This is a genomic window from Ruegeria sp. BI12, from assembly GCF_056537985.1.
Window position 1 is genome coordinate 887,735 of sequence record NZ_JBQFSL010000001.1, and the last position, 17,667, is coordinate 905,401.

The 17,667-nt window shown below is 57.2% G+C and carries 20 protein-coding genes; 11 read left to right on the forward strand and 9 right to left on the reverse strand.

The genetic code is table 11. The features are described from left to right. Positions 1-23 precede the first annotated feature (23 nt). Both ACR0AK_RS04625 and ACR0AK_RS04630 read left to right on the forward strand, forming a co-directional pair. The gene (locus tag ACR0AK_RS04625) at positions 24-341 is read left to right on the forward strand and encodes an ArsC/Spx/MgsR family protein (protein WP_170560825.1); all 318 of its coding nucleotides are present in this window, start codon (positions 24-26) and stop codon (positions 339-341) included. Positions 342-380: 39 nt separating this feature from the next. Continuing rightward, complete coding sequence (locus ACR0AK_RS04630; RefSeq protein ID WP_170560824.1) at positions 381-749, forward strand: hypothetical protein; 369 nt, start codon at positions 381-383, stop codon at positions 747-749. A gap of 1 nt (position 750) precedes the next feature. On the opposite strand, the gene ACR0AK_RS04635 is transcribed toward ACR0AK_RS04630, so the two are convergent. The 5 genes from ACR0AK_RS04635 to thrS all read right to left on the reverse strand — a co-directional run bounded on the left by ACR0AK_RS04635 (position 751) and on the right by thrS (position 5,428). Further along, positions 751-1,278 carry a DoxX family protein gene (locus ACR0AK_RS04635; RefSeq protein WP_170560823.1) on the reverse strand — a complete coding sequence of 176 codons (528 nt, stop codon included), beginning with the start codon at positions 1,276-1,278 and terminating at the stop codon, positions 751-753. Continuing rightward, positions 1,275-2,036, reverse strand: coding sequence for an HvfC/BufC family peptide modification chaperone (locus ACR0AK_RS04640; protein WP_170560822.1), 762 nt, complete (start codon positions 2,034-2,036; stop codon positions 1,275-1,277). The genes ACR0AK_RS04635 and ACR0AK_RS04640 overlap by 4 nt, the downstream gene beginning before the upstream one ends. Then, complete coding sequence (gene bufB / locus ACR0AK_RS04645) at positions 2,033-2,890, reverse strand: MNIO family bufferin maturase (protein ID WP_480792527.1); 858 nt, start codon at positions 2,888-2,890, stop codon at positions 2,033-2,035. The genes ACR0AK_RS04640 and bufB overlap by 4 nt, the downstream gene beginning before the upstream one ends. A 70-nt stretch (positions 2,891-2,960) precedes the next feature. Continuing rightward, positions 2,961-3,248: a BufA1 family periplasmic bufferin-type metallophore gene (locus ACR0AK_RS04650; protein ID WP_170560820.1), complete on the reverse strand. Its 288-nt coding sequence runs from the start codon at positions 3,246-3,248 to the stop codon at positions 2,961-2,963. Between the two features lie 221 nt (positions 3,249-3,469). Next, positions 3,470-5,428 carry a threonine--tRNA ligase gene (gene thrS / locus ACR0AK_RS04655; protein WP_480792528.1) on the reverse strand — a complete coding sequence of 653 codons (1,959 nt, stop codon included), beginning with the start codon at positions 5,426-5,428 and terminating at the stop codon, positions 3,470-3,472. A 195-nt stretch (positions 5,429-5,623) separates the two neighbouring features. Between thrS and ACR0AK_RS04660 the strand changes: the two genes are divergently transcribed. From ACR0AK_RS04660 to ACR0AK_RS04680, 5 genes are all read left to right on the forward strand, one after another. Continuing rightward, positions 5,624-6,373, forward strand: a complete 750-nt coding sequence (locus ACR0AK_RS04660; RefSeq protein WP_480793634.1) for an alpha/beta fold hydrolase — start codon at positions 5,624-5,626, stop codon at positions 6,371-6,373. Beyond that, entirely contained in the window at positions 6,370-7,362 is a 993-nt protein-coding gene (locus ACR0AK_RS04665) for an alpha/beta hydrolase (protein ID WP_480792529.1), read from the forward strand. The genes ACR0AK_RS04660 and ACR0AK_RS04665 overlap by 4 nt, the downstream gene beginning before the upstream one ends. 2 nt (positions 7,363-7,364) lie before the next feature. Continuing rightward, positions 7,365-7,793: a VOC family protein gene (locus ACR0AK_RS04670; RefSeq protein ID WP_170561496.1), complete on the forward strand. Its 429-nt coding sequence runs from the start codon at positions 7,365-7,367 to the stop codon at positions 7,791-7,793. Positions 7,794-7,810: 17 nt separating this feature from the next. Then, positions 7,811-8,425 carry a hypothetical protein gene (locus tag ACR0AK_RS04675; protein ID WP_170561494.1) on the forward strand — a complete coding sequence of 205 codons (615 nt, stop codon included), beginning with the start codon at positions 7,811-7,813 and terminating at the stop codon, positions 8,423-8,425. Positions 8,426-8,509: 84 nt separating this feature from the next. Then, the gene (locus tag ACR0AK_RS04680; protein WP_480792530.1) at positions 8,510-9,226 is read left to right on the forward strand and encodes an alpha/beta fold hydrolase; all 717 of its coding nucleotides are present in this window, start codon (positions 8,510-8,512) and stop codon (positions 9,224-9,226) included. Here the strand turns inward: ACR0AK_RS04680 and ACR0AK_RS04685 are convergent. Further along, positions 9,217-9,801 carry a DUF6151 family protein gene (locus ACR0AK_RS04685; RefSeq protein ID WP_170560817.1) on the reverse strand — a complete coding sequence of 195 codons (585 nt, stop codon included), beginning with the start codon at positions 9,799-9,801 and terminating at the stop codon, positions 9,217-9,219. The genes ACR0AK_RS04680 and ACR0AK_RS04685 overlap by 10 nt on opposite strands. A gap of 5 nt (positions 9,802-9,806) precedes the next feature. After that, positions 9,807-11,078: a polyhydroxyalkanoate depolymerase gene (phaZ, locus tag ACR0AK_RS04690; protein ID WP_480792531.1), complete on the reverse strand. Its 1,272-nt coding sequence runs from the start codon at positions 11,076-11,078 to the stop codon at positions 9,807-9,809. Positions 11,079-11,188: 110 nt separating this feature from the next. On the opposite strand from phaZ, the gene ACR0AK_RS04695 reads away from it, so the two are divergent. The 4 genes from ACR0AK_RS04695 (at position 11,189) to ACR0AK_RS04710 (ending at position 15,030) form a co-directional block, all read left to right on the forward strand. Next, positions 11,189-12,991 (forward strand): PHA/PHB synthase family protein, encoded by a 1,803-nt coding sequence (locus tag ACR0AK_RS04695; protein ID WP_480792532.1) that lies wholly within the window; start codon positions 11,189-11,191, stop codon positions 12,989-12,991. A 132-nt stretch (positions 12,992-13,123) separates the two neighbouring features. Further along, positions 13,124-13,570 (forward strand): phasin family protein, encoded by a 447-nt coding sequence (locus tag ACR0AK_RS04700; protein WP_170560792.1) that lies wholly within the window; start codon positions 13,124-13,126, stop codon positions 13,568-13,570. Positions 13,571-13,705: 135 nt separating this feature from the next. Then, positions 13,706-14,260, forward strand: coding sequence for a polyhydroxyalkanoate synthesis repressor PhaR (phaR, locus tag ACR0AK_RS04705; RefSeq protein WP_480792533.1), 555 nt, complete (start codon positions 13,706-13,708; stop codon positions 14,258-14,260). Between the two features lie 11 nt (positions 14,261-14,271). After that, positions 14,272-15,030, forward strand: coding sequence for a trypsin-like serine peptidase (locus ACR0AK_RS04710; RefSeq protein ID WP_480792534.1), 759 nt, complete (start codon positions 14,272-14,274; stop codon positions 15,028-15,030). Between the two features lie 4 nt (positions 15,031-15,034). Here ACR0AK_RS04710 and ACR0AK_RS04715 read toward each other — a convergent pair whose 3' ends face one another. Together ACR0AK_RS04715 and ACR0AK_RS04720 are read right to left on the reverse strand one after the other, a co-directional pair. After that, positions 15,035-16,249 carry a DegT/DnrJ/EryC1/StrS family aminotransferase gene (locus tag ACR0AK_RS04715; protein WP_480792535.1) on the reverse strand — a complete coding sequence of 405 codons (1,215 nt, stop codon included), beginning with the start codon at positions 16,247-16,249 and terminating at the stop codon, positions 15,035-15,037. A gap of 113 nt (positions 16,250-16,362) precedes the next feature. Beyond that, positions 16,363-17,667 carry an NAD(P)/FAD-dependent oxidoreductase gene (locus ACR0AK_RS04720; protein WP_480792536.1) on the reverse strand — a complete coding sequence of 435 codons (1,305 nt, stop codon included), beginning with the start codon at positions 17,665-17,667 and terminating at the stop codon, positions 16,363-16,365.

A 17,667-nucleotide genomic window follows, 5' to 3' on the forward strand; every position in this document is an offset into this window, starting at 1 on the left:
ACAAGTACAGGAGCAGCCCCAAAATGCGTCTTTATGGTCTGAAAAACTGCGATACGTGCCGTAAGGCATTGAAATCAATTGACGATATCGAGTTCGTGGACGTTCGGGTGCAAGGAGTTCCCGATTTTGTGCTGGCGAAGGCGTTTGATGTGTTCGGCGAAGCTTTGCTCAATACCCGCTCCACAACTTGGCGTGGATTGGACGCGGATGAACGCGCGCGGCCACCTTTGGAGTTGTTGAAGGAACACCCGACTTTGATGAAGCGCCCCTTGATCGAAAATGACGGCACGTTGTTGTTGGGGTGGACCGCGGACACAAAGGAAAGCCTTGGTGTTGCGTGATCGGGCACTTATGTGTCTGACGTAAAGATGAGGGTATAAATGCGCAACGCATCAATGATTTTGGGCGTCATTGCCGGACTGATCGGGATGATTGTCGGTTTTTTTGGCTATGGCTATGTCGCATTCATAGACCACTACGGTGAGATTGAAGGGCTAGCTGAACAGGTGGACAATGCTCAGTTCATTCAGGCCGCTTCCATTATCGCGCCTCTGCTTGCTATCGCAGGCGGCGCAATGGCGCATTCGCGTGCTCTGATCGGTGGGATATTGCTGCTGATTTCAGCGGTCGGGATGTATTTCGCGTTTGGTTTCAATGTCTTTACGATGTTCCCGGTGGCCTTTGCAGCTGTGGCTGGCATCCTTGGGCTGGCCGCGGGAAAACCGGACGAGCCCAAGGCACATTTCTAGGTCACTTGATACGCAGGATTCGGTCGAGTGAGAGCGGACCTGCGCCATTGATGACGATCACAAGCAAGACGAATGTCCAAAGCGTACGCTGGTCCAGCACGTTGGGTGCAGCCGTGAAGAAGCTGCCCAGCGCCGCCCCGTGGCCAGTGACGTCGACGATCGTCTGGACCCAGACGAAACCGATCATGCCCAATGCGGCAAACCGCGACAGAAGCCCGATCAGGATCAACGCAGGAAGCAGAAATTCTGCCCATGTTCCTGCGACGGCAATAGCCCAATGGAAGATGCCCAGTTGCGAACTGTCATAGCTGACCGCTTCCATTGCTTTAGGAAAGATCTGCACATAAGCCCCGTCCGACGGGAAAAGAAAACCGAAAAAGCCGCTTCCAAGTTTGGTCGTGGCCGAATTCCAGTAGTAAACCAACAGGGTTGCCGCAAATACCAGTCGCGCCAGGGTCGGCGTCAACCAGCCAGAGGTCATTTCCAACCTTCCCAGCGTATTGTTGTGCAATGAGATCAGGGCAGTCATGTTGCCAGCCTTTCGATAGTCACAGAAGTTATTGCGCCGCCCTGCAAAAGCAGCGCCAGAGTGGCCCCAAGGTCAAATTCGGGGAAGTCGGCAGAGGTTTTTTCGAACGCCTCGCCAATGGTAAGCCCGGCTTGAACTCGAGCGATCCAGTCCGCTCCGCCTTTTGGCAGCAAATGCGGGGCAGGATCGAATTCGGGCCGGGTGATCAGGACGTCTTCGGCCCCGGGCGCGGGTTTAGGCGCACCATCTTCGGTATTGAATCGCCAGATCGAATACAGCGGCCATTCCGAACGAAGAACCGTCATGGAGGGCGCAAACTCCAGTTTGGCCAAAACGATTTCTTCTGGTGGGACGGCCAGCGCATCCGGCGGTGCAGCCTGACTGTCCGCCGCGTGATAAGATCGGCGCAAAGCCAGTTCCAGATGTGCAACGTCAGCGAGGTAGCCGAGATGAGACAGCTGCTCCATCCCTGCAAGAAACTCGGGAAATTCCTCACCATAGAACATCATCAATGGTGAAGAAGGGGGGTGTTTGCGCAGGAAAAGCCCGGCAAGCCCGTCCATGTTTTGCGGTCCCAAGAGCTTTGCGATCACAGGGAAGGCCTGATGCATCGCTTCGGTCAATGAAACCGCCACGTTGTTGCGATAGACGCTGAACCGCCGCCCGGCGGGGCGTTCCTCGGCATCCCACAGTCCTTCCGGAACAACCGCCGACGGGTCTAGCAGGGCTGCGCGGAATGTTGTTTGCGAAACGCTCATGCGGGAATGCGGTCCAGTGCCGCTTGCGCCCGGTCAGCTTCGGCCCGAAGAACGTGCCATTCGGGTACATCCGTATCCCATTCGATCAGAACGGGTTTTGGGCCGGAACGCTCTAACACGTAGTCCAGCAACGCCCAAACCGGATCGACGACCTCTCGACCGTGGCTGTCGATCAGCAACGGACGGCCGTGGTCGTCTTCGTCTTCGTCATGGCCGCCAAGGTGGATCTCATGGACGTTGTCCAGCGGGTAGGCATCGATATAGCTCTGCGGGGAAAAATTCAGATTTGTAGCTGATACAAAGACGTTGTTCACGTCCAGCAAAAGCCCACATCCTGTTCGACGAGCGATTTCCCGCAGGAATTCAGGCTCGGACCAAGTGCTTTCCTCAAATGCCAAATAGCTGGAAGGGTTTTCCAGCAGCATTTGCCGCCCGACAGTATCCTGAATCTTGTCGATATGCGCACAGACGCGGGCCAGTGTTTCGTCTGTATAGGGCAGGGGCAGAAGGTCGTTCAGGAAGTGACTGTCGTGGGTCGACCATGCCAAGTGTTCGGAAAAGCTGGCGGGGTTCAACCAACCAACAAGGTGTTTCAGCCGCGCCAGATGATCAGCATCCAGGGGGCCTTCGCCACCGATAGAAAGGCCGACGCCGTGGACCGAAATAGGAAATTTTTCAGAGAGGTGGCGCAATTGCGCAAGCGGCCTGCCGCCATCGCCCATGTAGTTTTCTGCGTGAATCTCAAGCCAGCCGACAGGATGGGCATGGTCCAGAATCTGGTCATAATGCTGGGGTTTGTACCCGACACCGGGCACGGCGGGCAGCCTGTTTGATCGAAGTGAACTATCCAGCATGTACAAATCCTCCGGTCACGAAAAGAGGCGGGCGATAGGGCCCGCCCCTCCGAGTCTCAGATGCTTGGGCTTATGCCGGCAGGTCGCGCTCCAGCGGCTCCAGCGAACCTTTACGGTTATCCGGCAGTTCGATATCGGCGCAGGTGCCCGCGTCGACCAAGGTCCAGGCGTTGCCCTGGTAGTCAACGGTTGAGGTGCCGGCGCAGGTTGTGCCGGGGCCTGCGGCACAGTCGTTCTGACCGGCCTTAGACACGCCATAGCATTTCTCTTTGGCTTGTGCGGTAGCGGTTGTCGCTGCACCAGAAACGGCTGCGGCAACTGCGGTTGCGATAACCAGGGTTTTTGCTGTGTTCGACATCTCGGTAATCCCTTTTGATGACTGCGTATGTCTTCTTGTGACAATGACAAAGTAGTAGCTTAATCGGGGCAGGTGAATTCACGAGCCCGTGTCTCACAACCCCGTCAAAGAGCGTAATGCCCCCTTGAAGGTTAACAAACTGTTTTTGAAATGAAAAATGGAAAATGTTTCAATCCGGCCCCGAAAATGGGGCCGGACTTCGGGCGATTTGTCGCCGAATGTTACAGAAGGTCGGGTGGGGTCGCGGCCAAAGACAGCTCTTTTGTTACAGCCTCAAGCGATTGAACCTGCGTCTGTTTTTCACCGAGCCGGCGCACACTTACGGTACGTTCGTCAACTTCGCGATGACCCACGGCCAAAATGACCGGAACCTTGCCGACCGAATGTTCGCGGACTTTGTAGTTGATCTTCTCGTTACGGATATCCGCCTCAGCGCGCACGCCTGCAGCTTTGAGTGTCTCAACCACTTCCAGCACATAATCATCCGCCTCAGACGTAATTGAGGCAACCACGACCTGACGCGGTGCCAGCCAGAACGGCAGCTTGCCAGCGTGCTCTTCGATCAGGATACCGATGAAGCGTTCGAACGAGCCCAGGGTCGCCCGGTGCAGCATAAACGGACGGTGCTTCGCACCATCGGCACCGATAAAGCTGGCGTCCAGACGCTCGGGCAGGTTGGGGTCAACCTGCAAGGTGCCGCACTGCCACGTCCGACCGATCGCGTCAGTCAGAGTGAATTCCAGTTTGGGACCGTAGAACGCACCTTCACCTTCGAGGATCTCGTACTCGTAGCCGGCCGCCTTACAGGCATCGCCAAGGGCTTTCTCGACCAGATCCCAGCTTTCATCCGACCCAATCCGTTTTTCCGGGCGGGTGGACAGTTTGATCGTCCAATCGTGGAAGCCGAGGTCAGCATAGACCTTGGACAGGAAGGCGATGAACTTGGCGGTCTCGGATTCGATCTGATCCTCCGCACAGAATATGTGGCCATCATCCTGCGTGAAGCCGCGTACCCGCATGATCCCGTGTAGCGCGCCCGACGGTTCGTAACGGGCACATGACCCGAACTCGGCCATGCGCAGGGGCAGATCGCGATAGGACTTCAGGCCTTGATTGAACACTTGCACGTGGCAGGGGCAGTTCATCGGCTTCAGCGCGTTGATCGCCTTTTCGCGAGCATGCTCCTCGTCTACTTCGACGATGAACATGTTTTCCTGGTACTTGTCCCAGTGGCCTGAGGCTTCCCACAATTTGCGGTCGACAACCTGAGGGGTGTTCACCTCGACATAGCCGTCCCGCTCCTGCATGCGACGCATATAGTCCTGCAGCGTGGTGTAGATTTTCCAGCCGTTCGGATGCCAGAAGATCTGGCCAGGGGCCTCTTCCTGCATGTGGAACAGGTCCATTTCCTTGCCCAGCTTTCGGTGGTCGCGCTTGGCGGCCTCTTCCAGCATATGCAGGTGCGCTTTCAGCTTTTCTTTGCCGGTGAAAGCCACGCCATAAATGCGCTGCAGCATCGCACGCGAACTGTCGCCACGCCAATAGGCGCCAGCAATGCTCATCAGCTTGAAGGCGTCGCCCGGCAGTTGGCCGGTGTGTTGCAGGTGCGGACCGCGGCACAGATCCTGCCAGTGACCGTGCCAGTACATCCGCAGCGGTTCATCACCTGGAATGGACTCGATCAGCTCGACCTTGTAGGGCTCGTTATTGGCCTTGTAGAACTCGATCGCCCGCTGACGATCCCAGATCTCAGTGGTGACAGGATCACGCTTGTTGATGATCTCTTTCATCTTTTTTTCGATGAGGCCGAGATCTTCGGGCGTAAACGGTTCCTCTCGGTCGAAATCATAATACCAGCCGTTGTCGATAACGGGGCCGATGGTGACCTTGGTTGCTGGCCAGATTTCCTGCACCGCGCGCGCCATCACATGGGCCAGATCGTGACGGATCAGCTCGTTAGCTTGTTCCTCATCCTTCATGGTGTGGATGGCGATCTGCGCGTCAGTATCAATGGGCCACTGCAGGTCCCAGTGCTGGCCGTTCACCGTGGCTGAAATCGCCTTTTTGGCCAGTGAAGTCGAAATATCGGCAGCGACCTGCGCGGGGGTCACGCCTGCGTCAAAGGATCGGGAATTGCCATCGGGAAAAGTAAGGGAGACTGACTGTGAGTCCAGGGCCATATCGGCTCTCCTCGTCGGTTTGGCGCCCACTGAACGCCCGGTTGCGGGTTATGTTTGTTCGATCCATTTGGCAGGTGCAGCATGACCTGTCAAGCGCGGAACTGTACCCGACCTGACGCAGCGAGAGGTCGAAATTCGGCAATTGCGGCCCGGAGACAGCCGTGCATGATGATCGGCAAAGAGAAAGAGGGCGACATGGCAGCTACGGATTTTCTGAGCACCGCGCAGGGGCGGCGGTTGGCGTATCACAAGAGTGAGGGCACTGGGCCGACCATTGTGTTTCTCGGCGGGCTCAAGTCCGACATGGAGGGTACCAAGGCCGTCCATCTTGAGGCCTGGGCCAAGGCGCGGGGGCTGGCGTTCCTGCGGTTCGACTATTCCGGCCACGGCGAAAGTTCTGGCAAGTTCGAAGGCGGCTGCATCGGTGACTGGCATGAGGATACCTTGGCGGCCGTGGAGGAACTGACTTTGGGGCCGCTGCTTGTTGTCGGATCGTCGATGGGCGGCTGGCAGGCGCTTTTGCTGGCAAAAGCGATACCGGATCGGATTGCGGGCATGGTTACAATCGCCGCGGCCCCGGATTTTACCGAGGATGGGTATTGGGCATCATTCACTGACACGCAAAAACAGGTGTTGGAGACTGAAGGCTATGTCGAGTTACCCTCGGACTATATGGAGCCCTACATCATCACAAAGCGTATGATCGAGGATGGAAGACAACAGCTGGTTTTGCGGGATGGAATGAACCTTCCTTTTCCGGTTCGTTTTCTGCAGGGGACTGCAGATACGGCGGTTTCCAGTGCGACCGCAATGCGTCTATTGGACCACGCCACGGGACCTGACATGCGCCTGCTTTTGGTCAAGGACGCTGACCACAGGTTCTCGGACGGGCCATGCCTTGAGATCATCGAAAACGCCGTGCTTGAAGTGATGGGCGTGCAATGATCCGGGCATTCGGCAAAATTTTAGGTCGTTTTCTTCTAGTGCTGGTTGCGGCTGGCGCTTTGATCTATTGGTTCGGCCCCCGCGAAGAGGTGAACCTGAATCCGACATTTGAACCCCGCAAGTTTGGCGAAGGGGTGCAGGTCTATTTCGAAAGCGTCGAGTCCACTTTCGATGACATTACTCCGGGTGTTGAGAAACGGGTTATCTGGCGAGACGGGTTCAAAGAACAGCGCACGCCGGTTTCCATCCTGTATGTGCACGGGTTTTCCGCCTCGTCCGAAGAAATTCGCCCGGTCCCCGATATGGTCGCAGAGGCTTTGGGGGCCAATCTGGTCTATACCCGCTTGCAGGGCCACGGGCGCGGTGGGGATGCAATGGCCGACGGCACCGCCTCGGGCTGGATGCAGGATATGGCCGAAGGGCTGGCCGCCGCTCGGGCGGTGGGCGATCAGGTTGTCGTGATTTCAACCTCGACCGGAGGAACATTGGCTGCAGCAGCGGCTCTGGACGACGCGCTGATGGAAAACGTTGCGGGGCTGGTCTTTGTCTCTCCGAATTTCGGTGTGAACACGCCTGGTGCCTGGATACCCGGCCTTCCATGGGCGCGCAGCTGGCTGCCATTGATCATGGGGGAAGAACGGGACGTCTCTGGCCCGGATCCGGAAAAGAACAAGTACTGGTCGTCGGTCTATCCGTGGGAAGCAGTTGTGCCTATGACCGCTTTGGTCGAGACCGTTTATGCCCTGGACTTTTCGCAGGCGCGTGTCCCGGCGCTGTTCTGGTTCTCTGACGATGATCAGGTTGTGCGCCCGGACCTGACCCACAAGGTGGCCGAAGCTTGGGGCGGGCCTGCAAGTGTTCAGACGGTTACGATGGGGCCGGGGGATGACCCATCATCCCATGTCATTGCGGGGCGCTTGATGTCTCCGGGACAGACCGATGCCGCGGTGGCTGGAATTCTGACATGGCTGAAGGAGCAGGGGATCTAATGATGGAACAGCGCGTCAGCTTAATAACGGTCGGAGTGGAAGACCCAGAAGCCGCAGCCGTGTTTTATGAAAAGATCGGCTGGCAACGTGTCGAGAGCCCGGATGGTGTGATTGCCTTTGACTTGATCGGGCAGACCTTGGGGCTTTACCCATTGCCTGCGCTGGCCGATGAGATTGGTGTCGATGTCGGCACCTTGGGTAGCGGAGCACTTACGCTCAGCTATAATTGCCGGTCGAAAGAAGAGGTCGCGCAGGTCCTGAGCAAGGTCGAAGACGCCGGCGCCGAGGTTTTGAAATCTGCGTCTGACGTGTTCTGGGGTGGGCATCACGGTTATTTCCGCGCGCCCGAGGGCACGATCTGGGAGGTGGCTTTTAACCCATTCTCGCCACTGGCCTCGGATGGTGCGTTTCGTTGGAACGGATACCGGTGATGCGCAAGCCGGGCAGCATGTGGAGCCTTGAAACCCTTGGCCGCGTGCGCCTGTCCAAGCACTTTTTTATGCGGGATTTTCTTTATTCCGAGATCGGAAATTTCCATGAAAAACAAAATCTTCCCGACAATCCCGATCTTGCCATAGAGACTGGTCGGGCCTTTTGCCAGACGTTGCTGGACCCGTTAGAGGAAACGTTCGGACGTGTTGCCGTGCGCTCGGGCTACCGGTCGCCGTCTCTAAACCAATTTGGCAATGAAAACCGGCTGAACTGTGCTCGAAATGATAATCCGCTGGAGTGCCACATATGGGATTGGGGTACCGGCGATTATCGGGTTGCTGGGGCGTCGATTGTCATTCCTTGGTTCGCGGATCGTTATGCGGAAGGCCGGGATTGGCGCGATCTTGCGTGGTGGATGCACGACCATCTGGAGTATTCGGAGATTTGGTTCTTTCCAAAGCTCTGCGCCTTCAATCTGGTGTGGCGACCAATTCCCCTTCAGCGTATCGACAGCTACATCGGCCCGCGCGGGTGCCTGTTGCGTGCGGGCGAAAACCCGGACGAAGACCCGAAAACCCGCCAGAGGCGCTATGCGGACTTTCCCAAGTTTCGCGGGATTGCCTATCCGTGAAGTTTAACTTGCCGACGCTGATAAAACCTCTCATCCTGCTATAAAACGAAGCCGCCGAAGAAGCTGAGATGAAGGAGGCCGCGATTGATCGAGCCGCTGGTTCTATTGCCTGGATTGATGTGCGATTCCAGGGTGTTTGCCTCACAGATCGCCTACTTTTCCCGTCAACGCGCGGTCACGGTTGCACCGGTCACGTTGGGCGAGCGGATAGAAGAGATCGCATCAGGCCTTTTGGATCAGTTGCCACATCGTTTCGCGCTTGCGGGATTTAGTATGGGTGGCGTGGTGGCGCTGGAGCTCATTCGCCGAGCGCCCGATCGGGTATCGCGCTTGTGCCTGATATCCACAGATGCGCAGGCCGACACACCTCAGATCGCGGCGGCAAGAGAAGAGCACATGGTCGGTGCCAAGGCCGGACGGCTAGAGGAGGTTATGCGTAAAATTCTTGGGTCAGACACGCTGGCCCCGGGGCCAAAGCGCGTTCCCATTCTGAATGACGTGACAGCGATGGCATTGGATCAGGGGGCAGGTGTTTTTGAACGTCAAATGCGTGCTTTGCAGCGGCGTCCGGATCAGCAAGGTGCGCTGAGGATGATCAAGGTTCCCACATTGGTGTTGTGTGGGGCGCACGACCTTTTGACGCCGACGCGAAAACACGCTTTCATGGCAGATCTGATCCCGGACGCCGAACTCAAAGTGGTTGAGGACGCGGGGCATCTGCCGACGCTGGAAACCCCTCAGGTCGTCAATGAGGCAATTGAAAACTGGCTAAGCACGCCGGTAAAGGCCACTTACGGGTAAAGCGCTGCGCGCTCGGACTTGCTGAGGATCACGGGCTCGGCAACAGGCGAAGATGTGGCACGGTCGAAGAACGGTGTGTTTTTCCAACTGCCCGACATACGTGATTTCGCAACACGTGTCAGCAGCCCGTAAACAGCGGCCCCGATTTTCTGATGGGTCTGTTTGCCGTTACCTTTGGGTATGAAACCGCGCGTCGTGATCGGGCCCAGACCGCTTGGGTCGGGGATGCGTTTGACGATAAAGCCTGCAAACGGGAATTTGGGTGTCTGCGGTGTGGTCGCCAGCGGGGCGTTGCAGCAACTGGCATACCACCGCAACATCCCCTTTGGGCTTAGCTGCATCAGGGCAAGATGCTCTAAGCCACCGTCAAAAACGATCTCTTCCGGTAGCATCTGCAGAATCTCAACGGGGCCGGGGGCGGGGTCTGGCTGCCCGAAATACAATTGGGCTGCGCGGCAATCATGACAGTAGCAGACGACATGCGTGCCATGTCTCACGCCTGCGGCGGTGATCCGCCCGTGCAGGGAACCGCAAGAGCAGGAAAATGGGGTATCTTTCGCCACTTTCCTACCCATCAATCTTACGCCACTTTGTTTTTGTTTGCGGCGCGGCGCTGTGGTTTGCGCGCATTTGCATTCATGAAATCAATCACAAGCGGCCGGATGTTGTCCCTCCAGCTGCGACCCGCGAAAATACCGTAGTGACCCGCGCCGGGTTCAACATGGCTTGCCTTTTTCGCATCCGGCAGACCGGTGCACAGGTCCAGCGCGGCAATGCATTGGCCGGGTGCGGAGATATCGTCGTTTGCACCTTCGACCGATTTGACCGCAACATCCGTGATTTTGCCTATATCGACCTTGTGACCTGCAACAACGAACTCATTGCGGGCAATCTCGCGGTTTTTGAACACGCGCTCGACCGTGGAAAGATAAAACTCGGCGGTCATATCCATGACGGCCAGATATTCATCGTAGAACCGGTTGTGCGCATCGTGATCGGACGCCTCGCCGCGCATCACGCGCTGGATCTGATCCGAGAACGCTTTGGAGTGGCGGTCACCATTCATCGACATGAACGACGCCAGCTGCAGCAGGCCGGGGTAAACCATGCGGCCGACGCCCTTATATTTGAAGCCAACGCGCTGGATCATGGTTTCTTCCAGTTGGCCCATGGTCACGCGGCGGCCGAAATCGGTCACATCGGTCGGGGTGGCATCAGGATCAACCGGCCCACCAATCAGGGTCAGCGTGCTTGGCTGGGCCTTAGGTTCAACCTCGGCCAGATAGGCCGTTGCGGCAAGGGTTAACGGGGCAGGCTGGCATACGGCGACGACATGCGTATCCGGGCCCAGCTCCTTCATAAAATCGACAAGGTACAGCGTGTAATCCTCGACATCGAACTTGCCTTCGGAAACGGGGATATCACGCGCATTATGCCAGTCGGATACGTAAACCTCACAATTGACCAGCAGGCTTTTTACGGTCGAACGCAACAAAGTCGCGTAGTGCCCGGACATTGGTGCCACCAGCAGCACCTTACGGGGTTGTTCTTCGCGTCCATTGACGCGAATATGGATCAGGTCGCCAAATGGGCGCTCCATTACGGGAACAATATCAACAAGGTGGTCTTTGCCATCCTCACACGTAAACGTTCGAATGCCCCAGTCCGGCTTTGCGATCATGCGCTGAAAAGTGCGCTCGGTCACTTCGCCCCATGCAGCCATCATGCTGAACGCCGGGTTGGGGATCATGGAAAACAGCGGGTAAGACGCCATCGCGCTGGCTGTTGCCCCCATCCATTGGTTCGTATTGCGCATGGTTTCCATCAGATCGTAGGTCATCATGTAGCGCATTTAGGGGGCCTCCTGGCTGCCGGTGTGAGTGTCGGACCATTCGTCGCTTTGCTCCCCAAGCCCACGACGATTATTCTGCATAGCAGCGAGGTTAGGGGGGAATTGTTAAAATGACAACAACTGAACACCAGACACCGGAACTCACCCCGGAACGCCTTGAGAGACTTAAGGAAAATATGGATCGGGTCGAGGAGCTTTCCAAACGCCTTATTGAGGCGATGTCAGGAAAGAAGGGTCATAACCCGGCTTTGGACGGTCCGAATCAAGAGCTTTATGCAAAGGCAGCATCGGCTTATTGGGCTGAGGCTATGCAGAACCCCGCCAAGCTGTTGGAGCAGCAGATTGAGTTCTGGGGTCAGTCTGTTCTGAACTTCGCCGAGGCGCAGCAGGCGTTGGTAGGTGGTGAGGCGGACGACGCGGCTTCCGCGCCCCGGGACAAGCGGTTTTCCAACCCTCTGTGGGACACCAATCCGTATTTCAAATTTATTCGCCAGCAATACGAGACCAACGCGCAGGCGATCTCGCAAGCCGTGGCTTCGGTTGACGACCTGAATGTGAAGGACAAGCAGCGGCTGGCATTCTTCTCGCAACAGATCATCGACATGATGTCGCCGACGAACTTTCTGGCGACCAATCCCGATGCGCTGGAAAAGGCGGTCGAGACGGAAGGCCAATCACTGATCCAGGGGCTGGAAAACCTCGTGGCCGATCTTGAGGCTAATGACGGTGAGATGGTGGTGAAGCTGGCCGATGACAGCGCCTTTGAGGTTGGCGGCAATATCGCGACAACGCCCGGCGATGTGATCTATCGCAACCGGCTGATGGAGCTGATCCAGTACAAACCGGCGACCGAGACGGTGCACGAAACACCTCTGGTGCTGTTCCCGCCCTGGATCAACAAGTTCTACATTCTGGACCTCAAGGCGCAGAACAGCCTGATCAAATGGGTGACCGAGCAGGGCTATACCCTGTTTGTGGTCAGCTGGGTGAACGCCAATGAATCCCACGCCGATATTGGCATGGAGGATTATATCCAGGAGGGATTCCTGACCGCGATCGAAGAGGTTAAGGCGATCTGCAAGGTCAAGCAGGTCAACGCGGTCGGCTATTGCATCGCGGGCACCACGCTCAGCTTGACGCTGTCGCTGCTCAAGCAGCGCGGCGACAAGTCGATTAAATCGGCCACGTTCTTCACTGCCCTGACCGACTTTGGCGACCAGGGAGAGTTCACGCCCTTCCTGCAGAACGACTTTGTGGATGGGATCGAGGATCAGATTTCGGAGGACGGCGTTCTAAAAGCGTGGATCATCGGGCGCACGATGTCATTTCTGCGCTCCAAGGATCTGATCTATGGGCCTGCGATCCGCAGTTACATGATGGGCGAAACGCCGCCCGCGTTTGATCTGCTGTTCTGGAATGGGGACGGGGCCAATCTGCCGGGCCGCATGGCGGTGCAGTATCTGCGCGGCCTGTGCCAGCGTAATGACTTCGTCACCGACGGGTTCGAGCTGCTGGGGCATAAGCTGCATGTGCACGACGTAGACGTTCCCCTAATGGCGATCACCTGCGAGACGGATCACATCGCGGCGTGGAAGGCGTGCTATCGCGGGGTGCAACAGATGGGGTCGCGATCGAAGACGTTTATCGTCTCGGAATCGGGGCATATTGCGGGCATCGTGAACCCGCCCAGCAAGAAGAAATACGGCCACTACACCAACACCGATCTGAAGGCGGATCCCGAAACCTGGTTGAAAGAGGCCACGTATCACGAAGGGTCCTGGTGGCCCCGGTGGGAAGCCTGGCTGAAGAAGCGGTCGGGTAAACAGGTGCCCGCGCGAGCGACCGGCGATTCGGCGCATCCTGCCCTGGCCCCTGCACCGGGGACCTATGTGCGGGTCAAGGCAAGTATATGATTTCAATGCATCCCGCAGAATTATTCTGCAGTGCAGCAAGAAAAATCTTGCAATGCTGCGTTGCGGCAACCATATTGTCCTCAAGCTGATGAAAGCCGGGGTGGGCCCGGTTCGGCAAAAGGATTTAAGACAATGGCAAAGACGCAAGATTTCACCGCGACCCTGAAAGACGTTATGGGCGCGTTCCCTGTTGACACCGCCGCTCTGGAAGGTGCTTTCAAGTCGACCGCGACGCTGAACGAAAAGCTGTCGGGTGTTGCACTGGAAGCGGCTGAAAAGTCGGCTGAGATCTCGAACAAATGGACCAAGGACACCCTGGCCAAGCTGACCGAGATGTCGAAAGCCAAGGCAGAGCCTGCTGACTACGCCAAGGCGGCAACCGACTTCGCCAGCGCATCGGCTGAAGTTGCAGCTGAAAACATGGCGGCCTTCGCTGAGATCGCGAAAAAAGTTCAGTCCGAAACCGTTGAGCTGCTGATGGCGGCTGGCAAAGACGCAGCCGAAGACGCAACCGCGGCTGTCAAAAAAGCCACCAACGACGTGACTGCAGCTGCCAAGAAAGCTGCTGCTGCCAAGTAAGCAAACGCCGCGAGGCGCACCCACTCCTCCCAATCGGTGCTATCGCGCTGGGCAGGTCGAAAGACCTGCCCTTTCTTTTTGTGCTGCGCTCGCATAATCTCTGCTGCAATGCATCATCCTTGGGGAGGGTAAACGGTGTCGGAACAAGAAAAACCACTGTTGATCAAACGTTATGCCAGCCGCCGGCTGTATAACACCGAGACCAGCGACTACGTCACGCTTGAAGATATCGCGTCATTTATTCGGGACGGGCGCGAAGTGCAGATCATTGACCTAAAGTCAGGTGATGATCTGACGCGGCAATATCTGCTGCAAATTATTGCCGAACACGAAAGCCGCGGCGAAAACGTGCTGCCGGTCAATGTGCTGAACGATCTGGTGCGCAGCTACATGTTGCCGGGTGGCGGTGTGATGCCGCAATTCCTGCAGAGTTCGTTCGAAATGTTGCGCGAAAATCAGAACAAGATGATGGAAAACATGAACGCGATGAACCCGATGTCTCAGATGCCGGGATTCGATGCGTTGCAAGCGCAGCAGCAGGCGTTCCTTAAAGCTATGACAGGTGGTCTTTCCAGCGGCTGGTCCGGTCCTGACAAAGACGACGATGCCAAGTCCGAGTCCAATGAAGATCTGGACGACATAAAAAAGCAGTTGGCCGATTTACAGCAAAAGCTTTCCAAGCTGAACTGACGCGATAGATGATGCGCTGGTTGATCCTGAGTATCACGCTACTTTGGATGCATCCCGCGCTGTCGCAGGGCGTTTTCTCAGACAAGTGGTCTCAGATATGTACGCTGGGGACACAGTCGGATGTCGGCTGTGAAACTATCCGTGCACGCGAGATACTTGCTGCCGATCAGCCCCCTTGGCGCGCAATTGGGCGTGTCAATTTCGCCAGTCGGAGTCAAAAGTCTCATTGCACCGGCGTTCTTGTTTCAGACAGCCTTGTCCTGACCGCCGCGCATTGTCTTTTCAATACGCCGCGTCAGCGATGGATTCCGCCCGCAAGCATCCGCTTTGCCGCTGGCTATCAGCGCGGAGAAGCCGCTGCAGTTTCAGACGTAAAAGGATATCAGGTCCATCCCGAACAGGGCGTTGAGGGCCGGTTTGTTGACAGCGCTGGATTGGATTGGGCCATTCTGGAACTCAGCGAGCCAATAGGGCGACAGGCTGGCTTTTTACCCCTGGCGGATGATGGCGCAGCTGGTGCATTTGTTGCGGGCTATCCCGGTATCCGCCCCCATGTGCTGAGCAGAACAAAGACCTGTCAGCCGCGCCGCCATTCAAGCGGTGTTCTATTGGCGGCTTGTCCTGTCATGATGGGTGATTCCGGCGCGCCTCTGTTGGCCGAGACGGAAACCGGTTTGCAAGTTGTGGGAACCTTGTCCCGCGTGGCTGCGACCCCTAATGGGGTCACAGCGCTGTTTCTGCCGGTCGATCTGTTCGGGCTTGGGCCTTAGTCGTTCAGGTTCCGTAGATCGGAACGGGGCCTGTTACCTCGCCCACAGACGCCAGTAAGATATCCGCGATCACGTCCAGCTCGTCTTGTGTTAGCCGGACCGGCAGCCGGACGTCGCAGGCTTTCATGAGCATTGCGCGGGTTTTCGGCAGCTCGAATTTTTCCGGCAGGAATTGCCAGTTCCAGAACGCGCGCGCATTGTCCTGACTCAGGCCAAAGACCTGAACCTTGACGCCTCGGGCCTCGGCCGCAGAAGCGAAGGCGCGAATTTCGTTGTCGTCCATGCCTACAAGGTTGAACTGAATGGAATCCGGTGCCCGGCGTTCTGGTGCCAGTGGGGCAGGGACGTTGATATGGGGTGATGTATTCAGCCGGTCTGCAACATAGTCGTGGTTGTACAGGCCATCACGCACGCGACGCGCAAGCTCCGGAATTTGTGGTCGGATCACGGCAGCGCTGAGGTTGCTCATCCGCAAGTTATACAGCGGCAATTGGTTCTGCCAGCGGGCAAACGCATGCTCCAACTCGGGTGAGTTGTCGCCTTGCGGTCCTTTGTGCTTCTTCCAGTTATGTTCGTATGCGCCCGACATGATCACGGCTTGCGCCACCAAATCGGCATCGTCGGTGATCAGAATGCCGCCTTCACCCGCGTTGATCATCTTGTAGGACTGAAACGAGAAGCAGCCGATCTTGCCGATCGTTCCGATATTGCGGCCGTGCCAGGTTGTGCCCAGCGAATGAGCCGCGTCTTCGATCACCGGAATATCGCGCGCGTCGCACAACGCCATGATGGCGTCCATGTCTGAGGTGTGGCCGCGCATGTGGCTGATGATCACGGCCTGAACACCGTCCAGCTTGGCCCCGAAATCCGCCATGTCGATGCGATAGTTTTCACCCACTTCGCACAGCACCGGAATGCAGTCCGCATGCACGACCGAGGATGGAACGGCGGCGAAAGTAAAGCCTGGGATCAACACTCGCGCGTCCCGCGGTAGACCGAGGGCCTTGAGCGACAGGAACAGAGCCGCCGAGCAAGAGGATACCGCCAGCGCGTATTTGCTGCCCAGCAGTTCGGCGAATTCGGCCTCAAGCAACGCAACCGGCGCGTCCTGCGGTGCAGTATAGCGAAACAGGTCGCCAGACTGCATCAAAGCGTCGATGGCTTCCTTGGCTGCTAGGGGGATGGGTTCGGCGTCATGAACGTTAGGAGGAAGCGTCATATTTGATTTTCCCAAATTCTATCTTTGGGAAAGTTAAAGCTAAACGAAATGCAAGCCAAGCCCTCATTCGCCCAAAAGGCGAAATTTCACCGATCCTTTGAAAACCCTAGTGGTCAGAAACCAAGACGATCTCGCAGCGCGTACCACGTCATTGCCAGCGCCAGCAGGGGGCTGCGCAGGGCGGGGCCACCGGGGAAAGGCAGGGCTGGGACGCGAGCCATAGTGTCAAAGCCTTCGGCTTGCCCCTGAATGGCCAGCGCCATCAATTGTCCGGCATGCGTGGCCGTGCCGACGCCGTGCCCCGAATAGCCAGAGGCGGACAGGACATTCGGCGCTGTTCGCGCCAGATACGGCATCCGGCGCATGGTGATTGCCAATGTTCCGCCCCATGCATAGTCGACTTTAACGTCTTGCAAATGCGGGAAAATTTCGGTCATTGGCTTTCGCACCGTCGCGGCAATGTCGCTGGGGAAACGGTAGCCATAACTTTCGCCACCACCAAACAGCAACCGCCCATCGGCGCTGAGGCGGAAATAGTTCACGACGAACTTGGTATCGGCTACGGCGACGTCGCGGGTCAGAACACGCGCGGCATCCGCGCCCAATGGTTCGGTCGCAGCGATGAAATTGTTGATAGGCATGACCTTTGCGGCCACTTTGCGGTTCAGATCACCGAGGTATCCGTTGCAGGCCAGAATAACGTGGTCAGCCGTTACCGAGCCCTGTGAGGTTCGCACCACTGCCGGGGCGGTTTCTTCGACGCCCAAAACCTCGGTGCCTTCAAAGATCCGCACGCCTGCGTTTGCCGCAGCTTGAGCCAGACCCAGCGCAAAATTCAAAGGGTGCAGATGCGCGGCACCCATATCCAGATATCCCCCACGATATGTGGGCGAGGGGCACAGCGCATGGCCTGCGTCTTCGTTCAGAACCTCTAACTGATCATAGCTGTAGCGATCCGACAGGTGCTCAGCGTGGTCATGAAGCTCTTGCTGCTCACCGCTGCTGAGCCCCAGAACAGCCACGCCTGGTTTCAGGTCACAGTCGATCTGATGTTTCGCGATCAGGGATTTGACCAGATCCTTGGCGTCCTCGGCCAGATCCCACAGTTTGGCGGCATCGTCGTTACCGACCAGACGCTCAAGGTCTTCCTGATCCATCCGCTGCGCGCTGCCCAACTGACCGCCGTTGCGGCCAGAGGCCCCAAACCCCACGCGATGTGCTTCAAGCAGGACAACGTCGAACCCGGCCTCGGCCAGATGCAATGCAGCGGACAAGCCGGTATAGCCGCCGCCCACGATGCAAACATCGGCTTTCCCATCGCTAGTCAGCGCCGGGAACCGGTCGATCGGATTAGCTGTCGCAGCGTACCAGCTGGCCGGGTACTCGGCCTTGCGGTCGTTGGAATAAAGCAGATTCAT

Coding starts and splice junctions, on each gene's coding strand:
- ACR0AK_RS04625 (WP_170560825.1), top strand. CDS start 24: ATGCGTCTTTATGGTCTGAAAAACTGCGATACGTGCCGTAAGGCATTG.
- ACR0AK_RS04630 (WP_170560824.1), top strand. CDS start 381: ATGCGCAACGCATCAATGATTTTGGGCGTCATTGCCGGACTGATCGGG.
- ACR0AK_RS04635 (WP_170560823.1), bottom strand. CDS start 1,278: ATGACTGCCCTGATCTCATTGCACAACAATACGCTGGGAAGGTTGGAA.
- ACR0AK_RS04640 (WP_170560822.1), bottom strand. CDS start 2,036: ATGAGCGTTTCGCAAACAACATTCCGCGCAGCCCTGCTAGACCCGTCG.
- bufB (WP_480792527.1), bottom strand. CDS start 2,890: ATGCTGGATAGTTCACTTCGATCAAACAGGCTGCCCGCCGTGCCCGGT.
- ACR0AK_RS04650 (WP_170560820.1), bottom strand. CDS start 3,248: ATGTCGAACACAGCAAAAACCCTGGTTATCGCAACCGCAGTTGCCGCA.
- thrS (WP_480792528.1), bottom strand. CDS start 5,428: ATGGCCCTGGACTCACAGTCAGTCTCCCTTACTTTTCCCGATGGCAAT.
- ACR0AK_RS04660 (WP_480793634.1), top strand. CDS start 5,624: ATGGCAGCTACGGATTTTCTGAGCACCGCGCAGGGGCGGCGGTTGGCG.
- ACR0AK_RS04665 (WP_480792529.1), top strand. CDS start 6,370: ATGATCCGGGCATTCGGCAAAATTTTAGGTCGTTTTCTTCTAGTGCTG.
- ACR0AK_RS04670 (WP_170561496.1), top strand. CDS start 7,365: ATGGAACAGCGCGTCAGCTTAATAACGGTCGGAGTGGAAGACCCAGAA.
- ACR0AK_RS04675 (WP_170561494.1), top strand. CDS start 7,811: ATGTGGAGCCTTGAAACCCTTGGCCGCGTGCGCCTGTCCAAGCACTTT.
- ACR0AK_RS04685 (WP_170560817.1), bottom strand. CDS start 9,801: ATGGGTAGGAAAGTGGCGAAAGATACCCCATTTTCCTGCTCTTGCGGT.
- phaZ (WP_480792531.1), bottom strand. CDS start 11,078: ATGCGCTACATGATGACCTACGATCTGATGGAAACCATGCGCAATACG.
- ACR0AK_RS04695 (WP_480792532.1), top strand. CDS start 11,189: ATGACAACAACTGAACACCAGACACCGGAACTCACCCCGGAACGCCTT.
- ACR0AK_RS04700 (WP_170560792.1), top strand. CDS start 13,124: ATGGCAAAGACGCAAGATTTCACCGCGACCCTGAAAGACGTTATGGGC.
- ACR0AK_RS04710 (WP_480792534.1), top strand. CDS start 14,272: ATGCGCTGGTTGATCCTGAGTATCACGCTACTTTGGATGCATCCCGCG.
- ACR0AK_RS04715 (WP_480792535.1), bottom strand. CDS start 16,249: ATGACGCTTCCTCCTAACGTTCATGACGCCGAACCCATCCCCCTAGCA.
- ACR0AK_RS04720 (WP_480792536.1), bottom strand. CDS start 17,667: ATGAATCTGCTTTATTCCAACGACCGCAAGGCCGAGTACCCGGCCAGC.